This is a genomic window from Streptosporangium sp. NBC_01469 (assembly GCF_036227305.1).
Classification (GTDB): Bacteria; Actinomycetota; Actinomycetes; order Streptosporangiales; family Streptosporangiaceae; genus Streptosporangium.
The window spans coordinates 7,609,573-7,630,488 of the sequence record NZ_CP109465.1; the positions used below are offsets into that span (position 1 = coordinate 7,609,573).

The 20,916-nt window shown below is 65.2% G+C and carries 15 protein-coding genes; 6 read left to right on the forward strand and 9 right to left on the reverse strand.

Going from position 1 to position 20,916, the window contains the following annotated elements:
• Positions 1 to 53 precede the first annotated feature (53 nt).
• On the forward strand, positions 54 to 863 hold the full coding sequence (locus OG587_RS33420) for a hypothetical protein (RefSeq protein ID WP_329082419.1): 810 nt from the start codon (positions 54 to 56) through the stop codon (positions 861 to 863).
• A gap of 129 nt (positions 864 to 992) precedes the next feature.
• Here the strand turns inward: OG587_RS33420 and OG587_RS33425 are convergent, their stop codons facing one another.
• Positions 993 to 1,625, reverse strand: a complete 633-nt coding sequence (locus OG587_RS33425) for a hypothetical protein (protein WP_329082421.1) — start codon at positions 1,623 to 1,625, stop codon at positions 993 to 995.
• A gap of 214 nt (positions 1,626 to 1,839) precedes the next feature.
• Positions 1,840 to 2,841 (reverse strand): hypothetical protein, encoded by a 1,002-nt coding sequence (locus OG587_RS33430; protein ID WP_329082423.1) that lies wholly within the window; start codon positions 2,839 to 2,841, stop codon positions 1,840 to 1,842.
• A gap of 492 nt (positions 2,842 to 3,333) precedes the next feature.
• On the opposite strand from OG587_RS33430, the gene OG587_RS33435 reads away from it, so the two are divergent.
• Both OG587_RS33435 and OG587_RS33440 read left to right on the forward strand, forming a co-directional pair.
• Entirely contained in the window at positions 3,334 to 4,641 is a 1,308-nt protein-coding gene (locus OG587_RS33435) for an IS256 family transposase (RefSeq protein WP_329082425.1), read from the forward strand.
• Between the two features lie 88 nt (positions 4,642 to 4,729).
• A complete protein-coding gene (locus tag OG587_RS33440; RefSeq protein WP_329082426.1) occupies positions 4,730 to 4,897 on the forward strand; it encodes a hypothetical protein in 168 nt (55 codons plus the stop codon).
• A gap of 371 nt (positions 4,898 to 5,268) precedes the next feature.
• Here OG587_RS33440 and OG587_RS33445 read toward each other — a convergent pair whose 3' ends face one another.
• The 3 genes from OG587_RS33445 to OG587_RS33455 all read right to left on the reverse strand — a co-directional run bounded on the left by OG587_RS33445 (position 5,269) and on the right by OG587_RS33455 (position 11,800).
• Positions 5,269 to 10,314 (reverse strand): hypothetical protein, encoded by a 5,046-nt coding sequence (locus tag OG587_RS33445; protein WP_329082428.1) that lies wholly within the window; start codon positions 10,312 to 10,314, stop codon positions 5,269 to 5,271.
• Between the two features lie 296 nt (positions 10,315 to 10,610).
• On the reverse strand, positions 10,611 to 11,492 hold the full coding sequence (locus OG587_RS33450) for an IS3 family transposase (RefSeq protein WP_329082430.1): 882 nt from the start codon (positions 11,490 to 11,492) through the stop codon (positions 10,611 to 10,613).
• Positions 11,489 to 11,800 carry a transposase gene (locus tag OG587_RS33455; protein WP_329082432.1) on the reverse strand — a complete coding sequence of 104 codons (312 nt, stop codon included), beginning with the start codon at positions 11,798 to 11,800 and terminating at the stop codon, positions 11,489 to 11,491. Before OG587_RS33455 ends, OG587_RS33450 begins: the two co-directional genes overlap by 4 nt.
• Before the next feature lie 352 nt (positions 11,801 to 12,152).
• Between OG587_RS33455 and OG587_RS33460 the strand changes: the two genes are divergently transcribed.
• A complete protein-coding gene (locus tag OG587_RS33460; RefSeq protein ID WP_329082434.1) occupies positions 12,153 to 12,803 on the forward strand; it encodes a DCL family protein in 651 nt (216 codons plus the stop codon).
• Positions 12,804 to 12,916: 113 nt separating this feature from the next.
• Here OG587_RS33460 and OG587_RS33465 read toward each other — a convergent pair whose 3' ends face one another.
• From OG587_RS33465 to OG587_RS33475, 3 genes are all read right to left on the reverse strand, one after another.
• On the reverse strand, positions 12,917 to 13,675 hold the full coding sequence (locus OG587_RS33465) for a sulfite exporter TauE/SafE family protein (protein ID WP_329082436.1): 759 nt from the start codon (positions 13,673 to 13,675) through the stop codon (positions 12,917 to 12,919).
• 717 nt (positions 13,676 to 14,392) lie between these two features.
• The gene (locus OG587_RS33470; protein WP_329082438.1) at positions 14,393 to 15,121 is read right to left on the reverse strand and encodes a hypothetical protein; all 729 of its coding nucleotides are present in this window, start codon (positions 15,119 to 15,121) and stop codon (positions 14,393 to 14,395) included.
• Positions 15,118 to 15,327 carry a hypothetical protein gene (locus OG587_RS33475; protein WP_329082440.1) on the reverse strand — a complete coding sequence of 70 codons (210 nt, stop codon included), beginning with the start codon at positions 15,325 to 15,327 and terminating at the stop codon, positions 15,118 to 15,120. Before OG587_RS33475 ends, OG587_RS33470 begins: the two co-directional genes overlap by 4 nt.
• 221 nt (positions 15,328 to 15,548) lie before the next feature.
• Here OG587_RS33475 and OG587_RS33480 point away from each other — a divergent pair, with 221 nt between their 5' ends.
• Positions 15,549 to 17,918, forward strand: a complete 2,370-nt coding sequence (locus tag OG587_RS33480; protein ID WP_329082442.1) for an SEL1-like repeat protein — start codon at positions 15,549 to 15,551, stop codon at positions 17,916 to 17,918.
• A gap of 639 nt (positions 17,919 to 18,557) precedes the next feature.
• Here OG587_RS33480 and OG587_RS47350 read toward each other — a convergent pair.
• The gene (locus OG587_RS47350; RefSeq protein ID WP_443075289.1) at positions 18,558 to 18,653 is read right to left on the reverse strand and encodes a hypothetical protein; all 96 of its coding nucleotides are present in this window, start codon (positions 18,651 to 18,653) and stop codon (positions 18,558 to 18,560) included.
• 910 nt (positions 18,654 to 19,563) lie between these two features.
• Between OG587_RS47350 and ltrA the strand changes: the two genes are divergently transcribed.
• Positions 19,564 to 20,880 carry a group II intron reverse transcriptase/maturase gene (gene ltrA / locus OG587_RS33485; protein ID WP_329082443.1) on the forward strand — a complete coding sequence of 439 codons (1,317 nt, stop codon included), beginning with the start codon at positions 19,564 to 19,566 and terminating at the stop codon, positions 20,878 to 20,880.
• Positions 20,881 to 20,916 lie beyond the last annotated feature (36 nt).

A 20,916-nucleotide genomic window follows, 5' to 3' on the forward strand; every position in this document is an offset into this window, starting at 1 on the left:
TACACTACTCCTTCAAGCAAACCCATCACGTCGAACAGGCGGATACCCCCACCATGTCGGAGTCCATCGCACCACGAGACATCGCGCTGCGCGTCGTCTGGAGCTACATTCGGGCCAACGGTTGCCGGCCGACGGCTGGCGAGGTCGACCGGGCACTGTATCGGGATCATTCCGTCCGCACCGAGCTGGTCTCAGCTCTGCCTGCAGAGCTGTTCACGATCACTCCAGCTCCGGTCGACGGACGGGTCAACGACGACGCCCTGATCGGCGTGACGGTCGCAGGCGTGGACGCCACAGGTGAAGGCAGACGCGTGCTGGAACTGTTCCTCACAGCCATCCGCCAGGCCGCCGACAGGGAGAGGGAGTTCGAGCCTACTTTCCCAAGAGACGCGGCCAAACTCACCTCCGCGGACTTCTCCGCGTTCAACCTCCTGGCCAGTAGCGGAGCAGACGAGCTTCTCCCCTGTGTCGGAGAACTCCTTCGTGCGGAGCCGTGGGGTGGAACGTGGGTCGAAGAAGCGGAACCGATATGGACGTTCGAGATCGGTCGGGGCGTCCGCCGATTCGCGGAGGTGCCCGACCTCGCGACCTATCTTCGACTGCGTGGTCGGCGCCGTCTCGCGCCTAAGCCGCGGTTCGATTCTGCCTTCTGGACGGCCCTCGCCAGCGTTTTCACCATTCTCGGTGTACTCGTGGCGGCCTTACAGCAATGGCAAATCGAGCGAGCACTAAGCCTCGTGATCGCTGCGATGGCGACCGTGCTGGCTTTTCACCGACATCACCTTGACCGCTGGTCGTACATCTACACGATCCTCGCAGGCATCGCCGCTCTGTGGTTCGCCACGACGCTCCTTCATCGGTAGCGATTTGTTAAGCGGTTAAAGCGGCTGTCGATGAAGATAATGCGTCTCGAGTTCTATGGAGTTGGCTTGTTGACTCACATACCAGGTGGGTGCTCGGGGAGAGCAAGGCTCCACGAAACTCGGGGCTATTCACGTATCGGGGACCCACCGCTGCCATCTGACGTGCACGTCAACAATCTGCGACTCCGCAGCGACCGTCCAGGACGGCTGGCCGCAGCCGTGAGACGCGATCCACCCGGCACTGCCCTCGGCCACCTCGGCGATCGGGATGAAATCCGGCGACGCGACCACCTGAACCCTGACCTGTTCCTCGCCGAGTGTCCGCCACCGCACGAAGAACTGCTGGTGAGCGCAGCCGTTCATCGTCGCCGGGAACCCGTCGACGACAGCGGGCCCCTGGCCGCCAAAGATCCGCACCGATGTGGACCCTTCGCTGTCGTACCGATAGCCGGGGTAACTGACCGGCCAACCCGGCAGAGCCTCAAGACGACCAGTTTCAGTGACCACGCCCCCGCCCCCCCATTGGTTGTCGGCCTCCGCAGTAGGGGCAGCCCGGCGCTGATACAGCCAACTGAGGCCTGAGATGCTGGCCAACAGCAGGCCGAGGGCCACAGCGGTGACGCTGCTGATCTTGTCGGCCCGGTCAAGGCCCGCGTTGATCATTAGCCATGTGAACCCGGCACTGGCGACGAGCATCCCAACGACGGCCGCTGGCAGCAGCCAACGCGGATGGGTACCGGCCTGCGGCACGCTCTCGGGCACGAAATCCTCCGCCAGATCTATCGGGGTGGGTGTCGCGGTACACAACCGCATGCCGCGCGTGGCAGACGAACTAAACAAATAAGAAAGCGGCAACGGCAGTTGGTGGAGGTCATGAGTATGGTCGAGCCGCCGTGATGACGGATGCCAGAAGATCGCTTTCCAGGCCGAATCTGATCGTTTCCCAGGATCAACGAACTAGTCACCCAACTCTGTACTAATTGTCGTAGCGGCTGGTCACCACGAACGTCGTACTTTCGAGCGCATCGCCGCTAGGAGTCACCGCCCAACCCGCCAGTTGCTGAGCTTTCCCGTAACTAAGATTCAGCACTTCTATGAGTTCGGAGGCGGTAGGTGAGGTTGCTCGAACGCAGCGAAGAATTGGCTCTCCGGTTGCGGAACCGTCCTCATCCTCTGGGTCATCGGGTATCCACTGCCCGATCTCCAACTGCCAGTCGTTGCCATCATCGCTGGGCATTGGGGCGGAGATGTTGAGGAAGTAGCGGCCCGGTTCGTCCCATGGCTCATGTTCAATGAACAGAGAGCCGTCGATGATCAGGTTCGCCTCACCGTTGTTACATCGAGCATAGGCGTCGTAGAGGAGTCGTAGGTCATCAACTGCCCGTTCAAGGCGCTTGCGGGAAGCGCCGTGTTCGAGGTGGTCGAGGCGGGAGCGTTCGCCTTCCAGACAGTGAGGATCGCCAAAGAAGACGTTCCCCCGATTGCTATCGAAGGTGACAAACGGATTGTCAAACTCGCACAAGCGCATATCTTCCGTCTCCTCGGGGTCAAGGTTCCCTGAAGAACTGGTCAGTGCGCCCGCCTCCGCTTCGATCTCGGCTTCGACTGCGGTCCGGATAGGTGCGGGCACCGAAGACGTCGCAGCATCAAGATCGACCAGCGCCTGGTGAAGCAGTAGCTTCACGTACTCATACCAGAGGCTGTGCGCACCCTTCAGTAGATCCTCTCTCGCGTTCTGGTCAACGAGCGCGGCAAGGTGGTCGGCGGGATAGCGCGCCACACGCTCTCCGCGTTCGTCCCACACAGTGATAGGGACGGTGGCATAAGCGGAGATCCTGTTGAGTGCATTCACCAGAGGTGTTGCAAGCGCGGTGTTCTCCACGCTTGTCACGGTCACTGACCGAACGCCGTCCGGCGCACGATAGGTGGCCAGAATCTGCGCTTTTCCGCGATTCGCGTGCTGGGAGTAAATAGTCATGGAGATGTGCCCTTTCAGCCGAAAGGGCACATCAGGTCCAATCGACTCGAGGAGAGGAGGATGCGGTGCCTGGTCACACATGATGAGACCAGCACCTCAAAGCGTGTCGGCGGTGGCTCAGATCCAATTCCGAACTCCATACCTGCTCGAAAGATACGCGCCCTTGGCTATCGGGACAACCTGATCGCACTTTCCTGATCCTCGGCTGAGTGCCCCTCGTCCCAGGACGACTGCACCGTGATCTCCAAGATGCCCAGTCCCAGCACCATGGTGACCTTACGGGGTGATTTTCCATTCCGATCGCAGGTCGGAGTACGCCGCCTGCTACCAGGCCGAATGTCGTCGGTATGGGGATGGCTCAGTCGATGGGCTGGGTCGGTTGAAGTTGTCCCGTAGCTCGTAGAACTTGAAGTGGCGGTCCCCGCCTCGGGGCCTACCTGGTGGTAGGTCTCGGGCAATCGCCAAATCACTCCGAGCAAGGAGACGGGGACCGTGAGTAAGACCTACCAGACCAAGCGCCGGCATGCCCGGCAAGCCGCCGAAGACGTGGCCGTCCCACACACTGTGACCATGGCCATGCAGCACATCGCTGCCTCGATGAAGGACGGCCTGCTCGCACTGGCCGTGCAGTCCGGACTGGGGGTGATGTTCGCGCTTTTGGAAGAAGACGTCAGCGCCCTGTGTGGCCCGCGCGGCAAACACAACCCTGACCGCAGCGCGGTCCGGCACGGCCACGACGCCGGATCAGTGGTGCTGGGCGGGCGCAAACTGCCGATCCGCCGCCCCCGCGTCCGCACCGCCGACGGCACCGGCGAGATCGCGATCCCGGCCTATGAATTGTTCTCCTCCACCGAGATCCTGGACGAGATGGCCCTGGGCAAGATGCTCGGCAAGCTGTCGACTCGCCGCTACCGGCTCGGCTTGGAACCGGTCGGAACCAGCGTGGAGCAGGCCTCCACCGGCACCTCCAAATCAGCGATCTCGCGGCGGTTCGTCGCCGCTACCGAGCACGCCCTGGCCCAGATGATGAGTGCCGACCTCTCTGAGCTGGATCTGGCCGCTCTGATGCTGGACGGCGTGCACTTCGGCGAGCACACCTGCATCGTGGCACTCGGGATCGGCATCGATGGGACCAAGTACCCGCTGGCGCTGGTGGAGGGTTCTACCGAGAACGCCACCCTGGCTCGTGAGCTCATCGTCGGCCTGCGTGAGCGCGGTTTGGACGTCACCGGCCCGATCCTGGTGGTCCTGGACGGCTCCAAGGCGCTGCGCCGGGCCGTGCTGGATGTGTTCGACCATCCGGTGATCCAGCGCTGCCAGCTTCACAAGATCCGCAATGTCCGGGACAAGCTCCCTGAGAAACTACGCGCCGCCGTCGAGAAGCGGATGCGCGAGGCCTATCACGCCGACACGCTCTTGGCCGCCGAGGCCGGGCTCACCGCTCTGGCCGCCGAGCTGGACACAAAGTATCCCGGGGCGGCGGCCTCGCTGCGTGAAGGCATGAACGAGACGCTGACCGTCTTGCGGCTGCAGGTGCCGCCGACGTTGGCGCGTACGTTGCGCTCGACCAACCCGATCGAGTCGATGATTTCCATCTGCCGCGATCATGCTGTCAACGTCAAGAACTGGAAGAACGGGCAGATGGCCCTGCGCTGGTGCGCGGCCGGCATGGCCGAGGCCGCCAAGCAGTTCCGCCGTGTGAACGGCTTCCTGCATCTGCCCAAGCTCAGGGTCGCGCTCGAACGGCACGTCACGCCCCAGAATGCCACTTCAAGCTGCTATAACGAGAACGTCGCCTGATCGCGGGACCGCTCGTCAAGTTCCACGAGCCGCGGGACATCCTCGGGTCGGTTGCGCGCTTGACAATGCAGCCCCCGCAGACGCGCTTTTGGCCAGCTTCGAAACCGCCCGGCGGTTGCGCGATGACCTGGAGGAGCAACCCCTGTCAGCCGACCAGCGGATCGAGTGGATGGAGAAACTGACCAAAGCTAACAGCACCGCCGAGGCCAGCGTCGGTGCTCTGCAGCAGGTCGATGCGTTAATCCTCCAGCTGTAGTTCCGGCGAGGTCTGGAGGCCCAAGCCGTGCCCTGCGTGCCAGGTTGACCGCTTACAGATGCTCGGCGAGCGTACTGCCCGGCAACCGGTACAGCTCGATCTGGTGAGCGATCATGACGCGGACCGCCCTCGCCTCCTCCGTTCCAGGACTCCCCGCTCTGGACCGGCTGGCCTTGCTCTTCGCCCCTGGCGACCTGTCCGCCTATGGTGCGATCGAACGCAGAAGGCCACTCCCAATCTCTAGAGAGTGGCCTCTGACCTGGATGGAGGTAAGGGATTCAACCTTTGCCCCTTCGATGCGAACCCCAGTGGGCGTGCCGAGCCTGCTCGCTGGCTCCGCTCGGCCACTCACCAGCCGCGACGCACGACGCTCACACCGAGTAGCGCGCCAGCCTCTGGTTGCCCGCCACGACGAGGTGGTCAACCAGTCGCTGCCATTCATGCAAGTGGCCGAACGCTTCGGTGTGCGGATGAAGTTCGACGAGCCACTCGTCGAGCAACCGCGCCCGATAGACGCCAACATTGCGTTCCCGGACACAGATGTCCGCGACCCATCGGAGGCTGAGCTCAACTTGCTCCCGAATACTCAGCCTTCGAATCAAGCTGATGAGGTCGTTGAGGCACCGCCGGCTGCCATGGGCGAGCTGCACCCACTCCGGGATTGCCTCAAGCAGTTCCTCAGGAACGACCCAGTCGATCGGGTTTGCGTCGGTCTCGTTGAACAGGCCGTTGCTCCACACCAGCGGCTGTGGGATAAGAGCCGCAAGCGCCCACTCACCCCACGAGTGCTCGATGAACGGGTTGGGTTCAGTATCGGCGAACGTCATGACGTGCTTCATCACGGTGGGCCAGACTCCGCGAGCGCTCTCAGCCAGCGCCGCGGTTTCCGCACCTGCGGCGCTAAGCTGGTGCAGGAAGTTGCTGAGCAGGAAAGCGTTGCCTCTGAGTGCGGTCAAATGGCCGACCAGGGCATCTCTATCGGCGCCGCCGGAGCTGGTATGCAGGAGCGCACGGGCAGTGACGAGCGACTGCGCTTCACGGTCGTCCACCGACCATCCACTTTCGTTTTGGACCAACATCCCTTTGCGTTGGGCCTGGATGAGGACAGCGAGCTGCTCGGCGGCCTGCTTGGAGACACAGCAGCCCTCTGCAGCGGCAGCCCCATAGCTGCGGATGGCTGCGTCGAGGACAGGCGTATCGATGGAGTCGCCGTCCAAATCTGCGAGCCGTTCCGTGAGATCGCCGTCGATTCGCACACGGGTGCGGGTTTGGCCTTCGGCGTCCCACGGGCCGATCTCGGTACCGCGTGCCGCCTCTGTAACCCACTTGAATGCGATGGTGTGGATACACGGTTCGCCGGTACACGACGCCCGCCAGACGCTGTCGCATCCGCGCGCCAAATGCAGCCGCGTCTCCAGCGAGCTCTTACTGGCCACTGCTAGAGCGGCGGTGTTGACTTGAATCCGCGTAAAACCGGCGTCGGTGAGGGCGGTCTCAAGGACGGGGAGCAGAAGGCACGGGAGGGCGGTGGCAACCGCGCGGTCAGCACCGAAGTCGAAAACTTGCTCATCGTCGGTCCCGTCTTCGCAATCCTCAAAGCCGGACGCGATCGTCGTGATGAGTCCCACCGTGTAGGCGGCGTTCTCGCCGAACGCGGCGGGCTCGCCGTTAGCCGCGTACCGTATCGCCGTGGAAGCCACATGCGCTGCCCCGCGCGTCGGATCAGAAGCGGTAAAGGCAGATGGCGACTCAAGCAGGTCCTTCACCTGAGCGAGGTCAGCTGCGATCTCCTCACCCGTTGGCGGCACGTATCCAGTGCCGACGTTTCGGAGCGCAGCCCAGTAACGATTCTGGATGCGTAGCACGTTGCTGTTTCGTTCGTGCTCGCGTGCCCGCTCCGCCTGGGACTTCGCCAGTTCCTCCGGCGGGCTGACCTCGACCACCAGTTGCTCGTTTTCCGAGCGAACTTGGAAACGAGAGGCGTCCAAGCAGATGGCCCAGTTCGCGACATCGTCGGCCATTCCCACTTCCTGACCGGCAGCCAAGAGTTCCGTCCCGAGGCGGCGAAGCTCCTCGCGCCGCCTCTCGTCCCCACCTAAGACCATCACCATGCAGACATCGCGAAAGGTCCAAGTGCGACGCTCCGCGTTCACCAGACCGTCCGATGGTGCGCCTCGAAGCCCCATCTGCTCTTGAACCGTCCGCTCGAATTCCAGATGCCAGACAAGCGGCTCGCGAAGGAAGGAGTCAATGACGCCATCGGCCTTGCCCAGGTGGCGGACCATGATGCCTACGAGCAGCGCAGGCACCGCGAGGTTCTTGCAGCCATCAAGGAGCACTTCGACGACCCTGGATATCGAAGCGCCACGCTCGAGCCAGCCGTCGATGATGCGTTCCATCGCCTGGAGCGCACTCATGCACGGATACGGACCGCTAGATGCTCCCCGGTACCAGGCCCACATCTGAGCGTCGCCCATGTAGTTACGTGCCTCTCCGGAGATGCGCAGCGAAACTGTGTAGCTCTCGAAGTCGTCACCGGCAGGTGCTGAACCATATTCACGGCGCTTGGACAGGTTCTCGACCTGACGCCGAGCAGCGTGGTTCAATATCTTGTTGAGAAGCGCTGCCGATTGCACCGGATCGGCGTAGTTGAACAGGGACCAGAAGGCACCGAAGTAGAGCGCCGCAAACGGCGGCGAATGATGCCATCGTCCCTGATGTCTGCGGATGCCCCGGTCCCGGAAGCCCCAGCTGTTCGGAGTGTTGTCGATGTAGTATTCCTCGACGAGTTTCACTAGCAGGTTGATGCTGTGTTGGGCAATGCCTCGGGCGCTTAGCGGAGAATCGACGGCGGGCGCAAGATACTCCGGTGCATCGTCGGCAATCTCGGTGAGACAGCGTTCGATGTCGTCGTCGATGTCTAGGCCCAGAAGCGCGAGCAGTTCAACGAACTTCTCTTGCCTAAGCCTGTAGTCCAGGTTCCGCCGCCGGCGCCCGCGCTGACCGAGATTGCGGGACACAGCGCCGCTGTCGACCGTGAGCGGAACGTCTAGCCCTTCGCGTGTGGGAGGTGCCGATGTTTGGTGCGCTGTCCAGTAGGCGAGCAGCTTGCTTCGCAGAACCTCGCGGGTGATGTTCCCGGTGGGTTCATTCGCCACGATCATTGATTGGAGCCATCCAGCGGTGGTCTCGAAGGCACGCTCGGACAGCAGCCAAGGCGCATCGTCCTGCTCAAGCAGGACGCGGACAACCGCCTCACCACACTGCACTTCCGTCAGGCCGTTGACGGTGTGGCGCTGCTCGACCACCCGCATCACGTCTTCCAGACCTGGCGCGAAAGCCGAGGCGGCACCGGGCTGCACCGACTTCAAATACTCAAATGCCTGCGGCGACTCCAGCGCGGCCTCGATCGGCACATCTGCCCACCTGGCACCATGCTCGATGCCAACGGTCATAAACGCGGCTGCAGCCTGGGTGAAAGCCGTACTTGGGTCCGCGTTCCCTCGAACAAACTGACCATGGCATGCCAGCTGGGCAGCGGACATCGCCCAACGCGGTACGCCCGCCCTCTTAAGCATTCCAGTGATGTCCCTCGCGCGAAACAGAGTCAACGCGGTCGCGTACCGCCGCACCTCATCGTGAGCGAACTGCGGGCGCGAGTCGTAGACGCTCGACGGTGCGAGAAGGTGATCCCGTCGCAGCGCGTCCACTGCGGCGTGGTCCGGCGAAGGGTGCTGGCGAGCGACATCTGGTAGCTCGAGTTCGTCCTCGACAAGCGCCAGAAGCGCGCGTTCGCGGGCCTCCGGTGAACCGAATTCGGCGCTCTCGTTCCGCCGCACGAGACCCTTCCAGACAACTTCAAGGCAAGCCCAGTCGGTCATTGAACTGCCGAGCGTGAGGCCTGTGCGTGAGAGGAGATCAAGCACAACCAAACGTCTCAGCAGCGACTGCTCCGGCAGATCGCGCAGCAGCCCAACCATTTGCGGGATACCAGCGGCGATCGTGGCGATCTCAGCATCGTCGAGCACCGGGACCGTGAACGGGCGAGGATCGTTGTAGCTTCGCTTGACCTGGTCGGTGACGAACTCGACCGCAGTATCCGCCGTGACTACGACCAAGCCAACGTTGGCATGGCGAGCCTCGGAGGCGATCTCAGCCAACAACGGACCTTGCCCCTCCAGAGCACCGTCCGCGCCGTCAACCACAAGGACACGAGATGGAGCTGACAGGTCCTCCAGAAACTCCCGGAGGCCACGCCCAAGCACACTCGTCAGCTCGGGGACGCTGCCGGGAAGTCGCCGAAGATTCACCACAAGTGCCTCGAACGACTCCGCCTTTTCGGCCTCCAGTGACTTGACCACTGAGGAGACCAGACTGCTCTTCCCGGTGCCTGAGTCACCGCTGACGATGACCGCCTGGCTGTTCGCTCCGTTATTCAGCAGCGTATCGGCCAGCTGAACGTGCAGCTTGGCGCGGTTGATGGTGACCGATGCGCCGCCATCAGAGTCGGGGCCGAGCGTATACCGCACCGCCTCGTACGCATGACGTTTCATGCTGTCGAGGACAGCCCATCCTGGCTCGCGGCGGATAGCGGTCGCTTTGAGTAACGTGTGCACCTCTCGGCGAACCACTCTCATATCGACTGCAGTGCCGAGCGAGTCGAACTGGGTGCAGCAGACCGCGAGCCGGTCGCGCAGCCTGGCGCCGGTGAGCCCCTCCCGCACCAGCCGGTTCAACGAGTTCGCGATCTGCGACCAGTCCGACTCATCCGCCGCTTCGACCCGAAACTGGACGACCCACAGACGCCTCAGCAGCCGCCAGGTCAATAGACGCGCATTATCCTCGGTCGGCGTTGACAATCGGCCGTCGCTGACGAGGCTCTTGAGGTAGCCGTAACGATCTCGGGCCTTACCATCCCAGCGGCGTTCCGTGTGAAGCTGGGTGTAGAACGCGCCCTCGTCGGCGTTACCCCGTGCCAGCTCCGCCAACTGCTGAACCTGTTCATACTCGGCTTTCCAATCCGCCACCGCCACGACGACACGCGCACGCTCGTCGTCACCGGCTGCCTCGACTTCCAGCATCAGCGACGCGACCAGCTCACGAGTCTTCACATGACTGGTTACAAATTTCGGCGCCCTCCGGGCAGCAACGCTGAGCCGAACCTCATCGCCACCGGTACCCGCGATGACCAGTAGGTCGTCGACGTCATGTTCGGGATTCGTCTGGAACTCCACCCGCATGACCGGCAGATCGTCAGTCTCGGTCCGCCCCTCACCGAGCAGCCCGTGTGCCACATAGATGGCTGCAACACGATGCCCGAAAGTACTTCCCCCGCCACCGGCGGCATAGGGGCTACTCGCTTGTTTCCTTACCTCGGGCGCGCCGCAGGCCGAAGTGGCGGCTTTGGGCTCACTCACGTGCCGTACCTTCTAACTCCAACAGCGTGGGGACACTAAGACGGACAGAGCTTCGCCCGACGAAGCTTTCAGAGGCCTCAACGGCTCCTGGCATGGCGTGGTCATGACCACTGCCGGCCCAGCGTCCCATAACCAGCCACAGTTCGTAGTGCAGGAGCCATTCTGAGGTCCACGGCAGGATCGTGTCGGCCAGGAGCATGCTCTCCTTCCACTGCCCCGGCACGTACAACCACAGTTCGTCACCGGAATAGACCATTGAACTTGCTCCGCTTCGGCGGACACCATCGTTGTGGTGGTCAGGCCGCTGCGGCGGCCTCGTAGACGGCAGGGCTACGGTAGCCCAGGCTGCTGTGCAGGCGGTGCAGGCGGTGCAGGTTGTACCAGCCCTCGATGAACTCGAAGATCGCGCTGCGGGCGGCGGCTCGGGTGGGCCAGGGCTGGATGTCGAGGAGTTCTCCCTTGAGGGTGGCGAAGAACGACTCGGCCAGCGCGTTATCCCAGCACTGGCCGGTGCGCCCGACCGACAGCCGCACCCCTAGCTGCATGGCCGGCTGGGCGTAGGCGGCGCTCGTATATTGACAACCACGATCCGAATGGAAGATCACCGGCTTGCTCGGCCGACGACGGGCGCAGGCCTGCTGCAGGGCCTCGGCGACCAGATCGGTACGTAGGTGAGCGGCGGTCGCCCAGCTGACCACCCGGCGGGAGGCGATGTCGATGACGGTGGCCAGATACAGCCAGCCCTCCTCGGTCGGCACGTATGTGATGTCGCCGCACCAGCGCGTATCGATGGCCGCCGCGTCCGGCATGAAATCGCGCTCGATCAGGTCTGGCCGCAGGCTCGCGTACGGATCGCAGATCGTGCTCTGCCGCCGGCGGCGCCGATACTGTCCGGCCAGGCCGAGCGTGCGCATCAGCCGGGCCACCCGCCGCCTGCCACATCGCTGCCCGTCCTGCTGCAACTGCGCGTGCACCCGCGGTGCGCCGTAGCTGCCCCGCGAGCGCATGTGCACCTCGGCGATGCGCTCGGCCAGTTCCGCATCACGCACCGCGCGCGGACCGGGCAGCGCGCTGCGGCGCGAGTAGAAGGCGGCACGGGAGACTCCCAGCAGCTCACACGCCCGTTTGACGCTGTGGTCGCCCTGCTTCTCCGCCTCGATGAACGGGTGCACGCTCATCGGGTCTCCCTCACGAAGAAAGCCGTCGCCCGCTTGAGCACGTCGACGTCTTGGCGAAGCCGCTGGTTCTCCCGCCGCAACGCCTGCAGCTCCTGCCGTTCGCTGCTGGTCAGCCCGTCCCTGTCGCCGGCATCGACCTCGGCCTGGTGGACCCATTGCCGCACCGCGGTCTCGGTCAGATCGAAGTCCTTGGCCACCTGCCCTACCGAGCGGTCACCGCGCCGGCACAGCTCGACGATCTCAGCTTTGAACTCCGGCGTGAACGAGCGGCGAGGACGCGACTTCTTCTTCCCCACGCTCTCCATCATGGACATCCTTCCGGGGACGAGCCCCTGATCTCGAATGTCCGTCAAACCGGATCAAGCCCACGAACAGTGCCTCGCGGGTCAGCCCGGTGCGCTCGGCAACCATGCCGATCAGTTGGTCATCCGCTGTGATCATGACGAGGCTCTTCTTTTCGGCGCGGCCGCTGTTCGTGACGAGCCTACGGGCCCAGAAGGCATGGCCAACATCGAACGCACGATGAGGGCGTGTTGCTCTCGCAAGTTTTCAGCTGCCCAGCCTGAACCGAGCCCTAAAATGGGCGCAGGGCAAGCCGCGCGCCCCCGGGCCGTCGATGAGGTCCCACGCCTCCGCCGACACCGCAGAAGGGACGATCAAATGCCAGCATGCTGGATCGGTGATCGTGAATATCGGTCGAAGGCACAAGCCAGGGCGGCCGTGCAGGCCATCCTGCGCGATCACTCCCCCGGGACCGAGCTGACCGGCGAGCAGTTCAGCCTTATCCGTGATCTCCTCGACATGCACCCCCGCGCGGAGGCCAAGATCGGGCCCGGCGTGGCCGACATCCGGATCGTCGCCTTACCGCTCGGCGGACACCACGGGTTCGAGCTGATCCGCACCGATGGCACCCCAATGGACTTCTCCTACCAAGGCTGCCTGGACCACCCGAGCCCGCGGACCAAAGCCCACAACGCAATGCGGTTCGAGGTCGAGGAACTGAAAAGCGCCTATTTCGAAGAGCGCTACGAAGCGGGCACCTTCACCTCCGACGCCTCCGGAGTACCGTTGCGGCGCGACGACACGGACGTGAGCTACTTCCAAGGCCCGTCGTTCGCCCAGATCGCTGACGACTTCGCCGAGCTCGAAGGTGGCTGGTCCCAGATTCCGCTCACCCCGGCCGAGCAGAAAGGCCGTACCGCGCTGGCCGATCACGCTCAAGCCGATCGCTGGCGGGCCCGCTGGAAGGAGCGCGCCGTGCTGGGCTTGTTGAGGAGAGCGGAGAACAACTCCAGCGGCCAGCACATCTAGACGGCAACGGGCGGCCGGTGTAGAGCCGGATGCGACGTCGGTCGGCTTTCGGTGTCACCGACCGCTCCCGGTGTCATCCGTCGGCATCTGCTCCGACGCGGTCGGGCGCCCAGTCACAGGCTCCACAGTCCTTTGCCCAGCGTGGTGAGCCCACCGGTCAGCGCGAGCAGCAGCACGATCAGCCGGGCTGGCCTTTCCGGCACCCGCTGGGCGAGCGCTTGGCCGATCACCAAGCCTGCCGCGATCGCGGCCGCGATCAGCAGCCAGACCGGCGTGGTGAGCTGGGGCAGGCCCTTGGCCGCGACGGAGAGCGCGTTCACCACGAGTCCGTAGAACTGCGCGTTCGGCACGAACTCCCGCACCGTCCAGCCCACGTTGACCGCGTACAGGGAGACCACGGGGCCGCCCACCCCGGCCGAGGAATTCATGAACCCGCTCGCGGCACCGGCGGCCACCGCACCTGTGGCGCCGCGCAAGGCGGGCACCCGGGCACCCCACATCACCAGCATCGCAGCCACACTGACCAGCAGCCCCGTACCGGCCAGCAGCACTAGCTCGGGCAGGCGGGTGGCCACCCAGGCCCCGGCCGGCACCGTGCAGGAGGCCGCGACGACCAGCGGGATCATCGCGGCCAGGCGCACCTGACGCCAGGTGTCGGCGAGCCCGGCCGCACTGATGACAGCGGCCGCGCAGTTGGCGAGCACCACCCCCTCAGCGGGACCGAGCAGCATCACCAGGGCGGGCACCGCCACGAGCGCGAACCCGATCCCCGCCAGCCGCTGCACCGACGCGCCCACCACCACGATGACGCCCAGCACGACGACAACAGCCCAACTACTCGCCACGAACGACTCCTCGCGGGTGCTCTCCATCGTTCCGTCTGAGCGGATTGTCCAGGGGAATGTTCATCTCCCACAGGTGATTCACACCCCGTGCGCGGGGGGCGGGGGCATGCCCCTCTTTGGGCAGGTTCTCCGCCCAGCTCACGGCCGGTTTCGGCGGTGGCCGCCCACACGAGGTAACTTCCTCTGGAAGGGGCGCCGGATCAATCCTGGCCGAAGGCGGCCCTCGGCTCCGCAGCGCTCCAGGACGCGACGACCGCTGCACGCTACCGCGGGTGATGTTCTCCTCCGACGAGGAGAGCCACCCTGGGGCGGCCGGTGTGTAGCCGGGTGCGACATCGGTCGGCTCGCGATGGTGCTGACCGCTCCCCGGTGTCGCCCACCGTGAACGCCACGCAGGTCAGGCGCAAGTCACCAGCCGCAGGCGGGGGTGTTGGTTATCGTGGTGATGTTCTCCTCCGACTTGGAGAACCACCTGTGGGCGGCCGGCGTGCGATCGATGGTGCGTCAGGTGTCGGCCGCCCCTGGTGCCCCCACGAAAGCCGGTGTGCCCACAAGGGCAACGCAGTTGAGAAGAACATCGGCAGAGGCACACTGCTGTCGAGCGCGTCGCGCTCGATCTGAAACAGCAGGGAGCTGCCCCGGCTGGAGGGGGGGTGTCATCCCCCTTCCGGTGTCCTGTGTCGGCCGTCTCTTCCTGCCCGTCGTGGCGGCGGGGTCGCGGCCACGCCTGCGGCGAAGATCGCGCTAATCAGCGCCGCCACCTTGGGTTCCGCGTGGTCGACCAGTCAGTCCATATGGCCCGCACGGCTCACCCGGACGGCGCCTTCTCCCCTGCGGGGTGAAGGCGAAGGTGTCGCTGAGCGCTCCTGTTCCGTGGCGGATCGCAAGCAGAATGGGCTCGTCGTAGACCAGCGGACCAGCCGGCTCAGTACCGGCACCTGGGGCGGAGGCGGTGCCGTTCCACAGGTGGAAGAAGACCATCGGTGCGCCGGCCCGCTCGGTGAGGTAGCCGAGGGTTTTGCCGTAGCGGGGATTGGTGGCACCGAAGGGCACCGAGGGCGGACCGAAGGTCTCCAGCACCTCGCTGAGCGTCCGATCCCTGTCACCCCAGCCGTTCAGCTGTCGGTGCATCGCCGCGTATTCGGTGGCGCTGAGTATCCGGTCGGCGTGCAGCCACCCGCGCTCGTGGATGAACTCGGCGTACAGCGATGCCACAGCGCCCTCCTCCTCACCGGGCAGCAGGGCCTCGAGCGCTCCTCGCGCCCCGAGCGCGTTGAGGGCTCCGCGAGCTCGCATGCTCTGCTGCTCGGTGGCCCAGGCCTGCTCCTGGTGTTCGGCGTAAGCCAGGAGGTCAAGTAGCAGCCGCAGTGCGATCTCCCCGCCGTACATGCCCGGACGGCGAAGCGCCGCATTCAGCTCGTCGACGAGGTGGGCACGAATCTCGACGCTGGAGCGTGGCCCGGATGCCATCATGCCTCTATCTTCGCCGCGGCAGAGGAAGCGGGTGCGGCGGGAGGGCGACGCAGCAGCAGGGTGAGGGTCGCGCGGGCGTCGCGGCGCCGGGCCGGGGTGCGAGCGAACACCGACGCGGCGGCCAAGACGGTGATGGTGAGGCCGTACAGCAGGCCTCCGGCACCGAGCGCGATCGCGGCGGGCAGCAAGCCGGTCAGGACGTTCACGTGAGACGCTCCCGAAGGGGTTGGGCCCTGGCTGGGTAAGCGGGCCGGGGCGGATGGGAGCGACTGCAGCGGTCCGGCCGGTTTCCGGCGATCACTCCGCCTGGGTGCGGACGGGCCTCTAGGCTGGCAGGCATCGGGGAAGCGAGTATTCCGGTGGGGGTCCGGTCCGGACCGCTCACCGGACGTCCGACGTCCACGCACGCGCTTGCAGGAGCCGCTCGGTGCCAGCCACTCCCCCCGCCTCGCCTGCGGCCGGTGATGAGAAGCCGGAATTCTCCCGGGCACTGGCACAGCTATATGAGCAGGCCGGCGAGCCGACCTACGCCGAGCTGATCCACCAGGCCGCCGCTCAGCAGCCGCCGGTGACGATCGGGAAGTCCTCGTTGGGCGACTGGCTGAGCGGGAAGAGCATCCCCTCCTCGGCCCGGGTGGTGGAGGTGCTGATCGCCTGCTTACAGGCCAAAGCCACCCGCCGCGGCCACTCACCGATGGCGCCAGGCTGGTGGGAGGCGCAACGGACGCGAGCGCATCGGGCGCGCCACGCCAACCGTGGCGGACGTCCCGCCCGCCGCCCGGTGCCCGGCGACGACCCGCGCGCCGGAGGAGACACCCCGGCGCCGGGCGGGCTGGGGTGGCCGGTTAAGCAGGTGGATCCGATCGCGCTGGACCTGGGGGTGCATCCGGCGATCGACGCTGGAGCGGCCGCCGCCGGGCTGAGCGCGTTGCCCACCTACCTTCCCCGCGCCCATGACGCGGCGCTGGCCGCCGTGGTGGATGAGGTACAGGTTTGCGGGCGCAGCCGGATGGTGGTGCTGGTCGGCGGGTCCTCAACGGGCAAGACCCGCGCCTGCTGGGAAGCGATCCGTAGCCTGCCGGCACCGTGGTGGTTGTGGCATCCGATCAATCCCGGGTGGGCGCAGGCCACGCTGGCCGGCTTGGAGGCGGTGAAGCCGTACACGGTGGTATGGCTGAATGAGACCCAGCACTACCTCACTACCCCCGGTGATCCGGCCGGAGAACAGGTCGCGGCCGGGTTGCGCGAGCTGTTGCGCAGCCCAGAGCGGGGCCCGGTGCTGGTATTAGGCACCTTGTGGCAGTCCTACTGGGCGAAGCTGACCGCCGTTCCTCGTCCGGACGACCCGGACCCGCACGCCGGAGCGCGGGTGCTGCTGGCCGGGACCGCGATGGAGCTCCCGGAGGCGTTCACCGACGACGACCTCGCAACTGCGGCCGCAGCCGGGATGCTGGCGGATCCGCGGACAGCCGAAGCGGTGAAGCAGGCACCCAGCGGGCAACTGACCCAATATCTGGCGGGCGGGCCCGCACTGATCGAGCGCTACCGCACCGCGAGCGTCGAAGCCCGCGCGGTGCTGGAGGCGGCGATTGACGCCCGCCGCCTGGGGCACAGCCTGAAGTTGCCGCGCCTGTTCCTGGAAGAGGCTGCTGCCGGATACCTCAGCGACGAACAACACGACCTGCTGGCCGACAACTGGCTGGAGCAAGCGTTCGCCTACCTCACCGACCCGTTGCCCTGCCGGGGCGCCCGTGCTCCGCTGACTCGCATCAAAAACCGGCCCGGCCCCTCGACTGCGGCGGGGCAGCATGAGGACGAGCCGTCCTACCAGCTGGCCGACTACCTCGAACAACATGGCGCCCATACCCGCCGTTGGAAGTGCCCTCCTGCCGGATTCTGGGAGAGCGCCGCCCGCCACGCCAGCGCCACAGATCAAACCGCTTTGGCTAAGGCCGCACACAGCCGGGGCCGCTACCGCCATGCAGCGATCCTTTGGCACCGTGCCGCCGACGCCGGAGACACTCTCGCCCTGGACTACCTTGCTCAGATGCGGGCGCAGGCCGGGGACTGGGAGGAGGCCGAGCGCTTGGCTTGCAGGGCCGCCGACGCCGGAAACACGTCCGCACTGCACTACCTATCCTGGGCGCGGAAGCTGACCGGGGACAGGAAGGAGGCCTCTCGGCTCTACCGGCTGGCCACTGATGCCGAAGACCTCTCCGTACCACGCACCCTGACCCTGATGCAGGAACCGGCCGTGGATCAGCAGAGGGGAAAGCATCCGACCTTCACCGTATACACCTCCGTGCTCGGCAACCTGGCCAAGATGCGCAAAGAGGCAGGAGACCATCAAGAGGCCGAGCGGCTTTATCAGCTGGCCGCCGATGCTGGAGATACCTACGCACTAAGCAACGTGGCCGAGATACGGGAGCAGGCCGGGGACCGACAAGGCGCCGAGCAGTTCTATCAGCTGGCCGCCGATGCTGGAGACACCTCCGCGTTGTGGGCCCTGGCGCGGATGCGAGAGCAGGTAGGCGATGGGGCGCAAGCCGAGCGACTGGCCCGCAGCGCCGCCGACGCCGGAGATCCTTCTGCACTGCACAAACTGGCCCAAATGCGGGAGGCGGCTGGGGACCGTCGAGAAGCCGAGCGACTTTGCCGGCTGACCGCCGACATCGGTGATCCCCTCGCGCTGAAGGAAATGGCTGGGCTGCGACAGCGAGCCGGAGACGAAGAGGGAGGGGCACGTCTGGTGAGGTTCGGACTGGAGGCCGACGGCCGAATCGCCGATCCCTGGTGAAACAGTCGACCTCTTCTCCTGCTGCGGGAGCCAGTCGAGCGTGTCACAGGAGAAGACGAACAACGTTGAGGCAGCTGAGCGCCCTAACTGAGAGAGCACGGCGGCCGGTTACGGCTTCGCACTCCTGAAGCTCGCTGAGATGCGAGAGGCGGCGGGGGATCGCCAGAGAGCCGAGCGGTGTATCGGCAGGTGGCCAAGCAGAGGAGACTCCACCGCGCTGACAGGGGTGAGGCGGCTGTGAGAGAAGGCCGGTGACCAGGAGGAGTCCGAGCCACTGGTGACCGAGACGGTGGCCGGAACGGTGGCCGGGAAGAGCCCCGGCAACCTGCGGCCCGGTTCGGGCCCAGTCCGGCGCGGCCACTCGACGCGCCGACCGCCGGGAAGCGGCGAACCCGTCGAAGGCATCACTTCCGCGGGCGCGGATCAGTCCGCTGCCAGATGGTGAGGTTGTCCTCCTGCGTTGACGGCCCTTGAGCGACATTGGAACGGTCAGTGGCGTTAGTGGGCCGACTCGGGCGGAGTTACCTTCCTTCGCCTTCCTGAGGCGCAGGTGTCGTAGCCACCTGCACCTCAGGAAGACAAGAGGCAGTAACTCCGCTCGCGTTGGCTCCTTAATGCCACTGACCGTTCCAATGTCGATCAAGCCCCGATCCTGCACGCTGAGCAGCGCTGACTCGTGTACACAGGGTTGATCTTTTGAACTCGGCCCGGAGCTTTCTGCTCCAGCCGGGTCACGAGCCGTCCCAAGCCCGGGTAGCCGCGAAAACGCTAACTACCCGGTCTTAGGTCAACTTCAAAAAGGCGTGATGTGACCGCTTGTCACGGATGAAAACGTCGGATCTTAAGGGCCTTTGACCAGGCTCAAAACCGCTTACCAGTATCGGCTCTTCCGTTGTTCTCCGAGGTCGATGACCCGCCAAATAGTCATGGATGTTCACTGGTCGGGTTAGAACAACTTGTTGAGATGACGTAACGCTTAGCCTCGATCTTTCGTGCGCCCAGCAGAACGGGGAGGTGAAGCTGCGTGAGTAGCTGATCTTTCTGTTCGTAAGCTCGTCGTCGCCTGCCGGTGGAAGTCCGGTCCGGGTAGCTGCCAGGAGGCCCGGTAGCAGGCTGGCGGCTTCGTCTGGAAACGGGCGGGGTCGAAGCCCAGCGTCAAAGGCCCTGTAAGGGGGAGCGACGATGCGGTCCGTAGCATGAAGCGAAGCCTGCGGCGTCGTTAGAGGTCCCGGCTGCAAGGCCGGGAACAGGGAGAGCCGAGCCCCCGAATCCAGGGTGAAGGCCATGGAAGCGGTGTAGAGCCTGGAAGCGCAGCCGCGAAGAACTCCCCGGCGTATGGGGCGCGGAACGCATCGATGGTGGCGGCGGGAACTGGGGAGGCCCTCCCCGGCCCGGTGACCTGCGGAAGGTGTCACCGGAGCGACGTGCCTTATAACCGATGATCTCGGGAAGTGGGTGGCGTGCCGGGTGGGCGTCGGAGGCGGCCGTAGTACTGCTTGAGCCGACCGGACAACATAACCGGCGGTGAGGGAAGGGCCGCTGCTTCGTCGATGCGCAGCGTCTGTATGGAGGTGGCCCGGTGAGTGCCGGTTCGGCTAGTCCCGCCGCTTTGGGGTCGCGTGTTCCACGTGATCCGGTCCGTGCCTTGCAGCATGCGCTCTACCGGGCGGCCAAGGCCGACCCCGGACGAAGATTCCATGCGCTGGTGGACAAGGTCTATCGCAGAGACGTCCTTTGGCGCGGGTGGGCCGCGGTGCGCGCGAACAATGGCGCACCGGGCATCGACAAGATCACGCTGGCGCAGGTCGAGGAGTATGGCGTCGTCCGTCTCCTTGACGAGTTGGCCGCTGAGCTGAAGGAGGGGCGCTATCGGCCGTTGCCCGCGCGAAGGGTGCTGATCCCCAAGCCCGGGTTGAGGGATGAGTATCGTCCGCTGTCTATTCCTTCGGTTCGTGACCGGATCGTGCAGGCCGCTTTGAAGATCGTGCTCGAGCCGGTCTTCGAGGCCGACATGCTGGACTGTTCGTTCGGGTTCCGCCCGCGGCGGTCTGCGCACGATGCCCTGCAGGTGCTCGTTGATGAGTGCTATCGGGGCCGCCGCTGGGTGGTCGAGACGGACATCGCCAACTGCTTCTCGGCGATTCCGCATGTTGAGTTGATGCGAGCGGTCGAGGAACGCGTCTGCGACCGGAGCGTCTTGAAGCTGCTGCGTGCGATTTTGCGCGCCGGGGTGATGGAGGACGGGCAGGTCCGGCAGGCGGTCACCGGAGCTCCACAGGGCGGCGTTGTTTCACCCGTCCTGTGCAACGTCTACTTGCACCGACTCGATCGGGCATGGGACGAGGCAGACGGGGTTCTGGTCCGTTATGCCGACGACGCGACCGTCATGTGCTGGTCCCGTAGCCAGGCTGAGCGGGCGCTTGCGCGCCTGGTCAGTCTGCTGGCCGAGCTCGGGCTGGAGCCCAAGACGGCCAAGACTCGGATCGTGAACCTGCAGGTCGGCGGTGAGGGCCTGGATTTCCTGGGTTTTCATCACCGGCTGGTGCGTTCTCCTGGGTTGAACGGGAAACGGCCCGTGACGTTCCTGGCCCGCTGGCCCGCGGGCAGGGCCATGCAACGCGCGCGTGACCGGGTCAGGGAACTCACCCTGCGGTCGCGGTTGTTGTTGCCGGTCGAGGTGATTGTGGCGGATCTGAACCGGTTCTTGAGCGGCTGGGCCGCCTACTTCCGGTTCGGGAACTCCGCGAGGTACTTCAACGAGATCGGGAGCTATGCGCGGATGCGGCTGGCGCTGGTGATCGCCAAACGTCATCGGCGTTCGCGGGAGTTCGGCTGGTCGGTGGTCGCCTTCCAGTCCCCGAACCAACTCGGGCTGGTCACGCTGTCTGGAATGGTCGTCGCGCCCAGGCCCTTTCGGGACTGGCGGGGAAGACCGAATGCCGGCGGTGAACGACGTCGGTAAGCCGTGTGCGGGAGAACCGCATGCACGGTTTGACGG

Bases quoted from the DNA above. Each gene is read 5' to 3' on its own strand.
- OG587_RS33450 (WP_329082430.1), bottom strand. From the start codon at position 11,492: ATGAGCGTGCACCCGTTCATCGAGGCGGAGAAGCAGGGCGACCACAGC.
- OG587_RS33465 (WP_329082436.1), bottom strand. From the start codon at position 13,675: ATGGAGAGCACCCGCGAGGAGTCGTTCGTGGCGAGTAGTTGGGCTGTT.
- OG587_RS33420 (WP_329082419.1), top strand. From the start codon at position 54: ATGTCGGAGTCCATCGCACCACGAGACATCGCGCTGCGCGTCGTCTGG.
- OG587_RS33470 (WP_329082438.1), bottom strand. From the start codon at position 15,121: ATGATGGCATCCGGGCCACGCTCCAGCGTCGAGATTCGTGCCCACCTC.
- OG587_RS33455 (WP_329082432.1), bottom strand. From the start codon at position 11,800: ATGATGGAGAGCGTGGGGAAGAAGAAGTCGCGTCCTCGCCGCTCGTTC.
- OG587_RS33460 (WP_329082434.1), top strand. From the start codon at position 12,153: ATGCCAGCATGCTGGATCGGTGATCGTGAATATCGGTCGAAGGCACAA.
- OG587_RS33430 (WP_329082423.1), bottom strand. From the start codon at position 2,841: ATGACTATTTACTCCCAGCACGCGAATCGCGGAAAAGCGCAGATTCTG.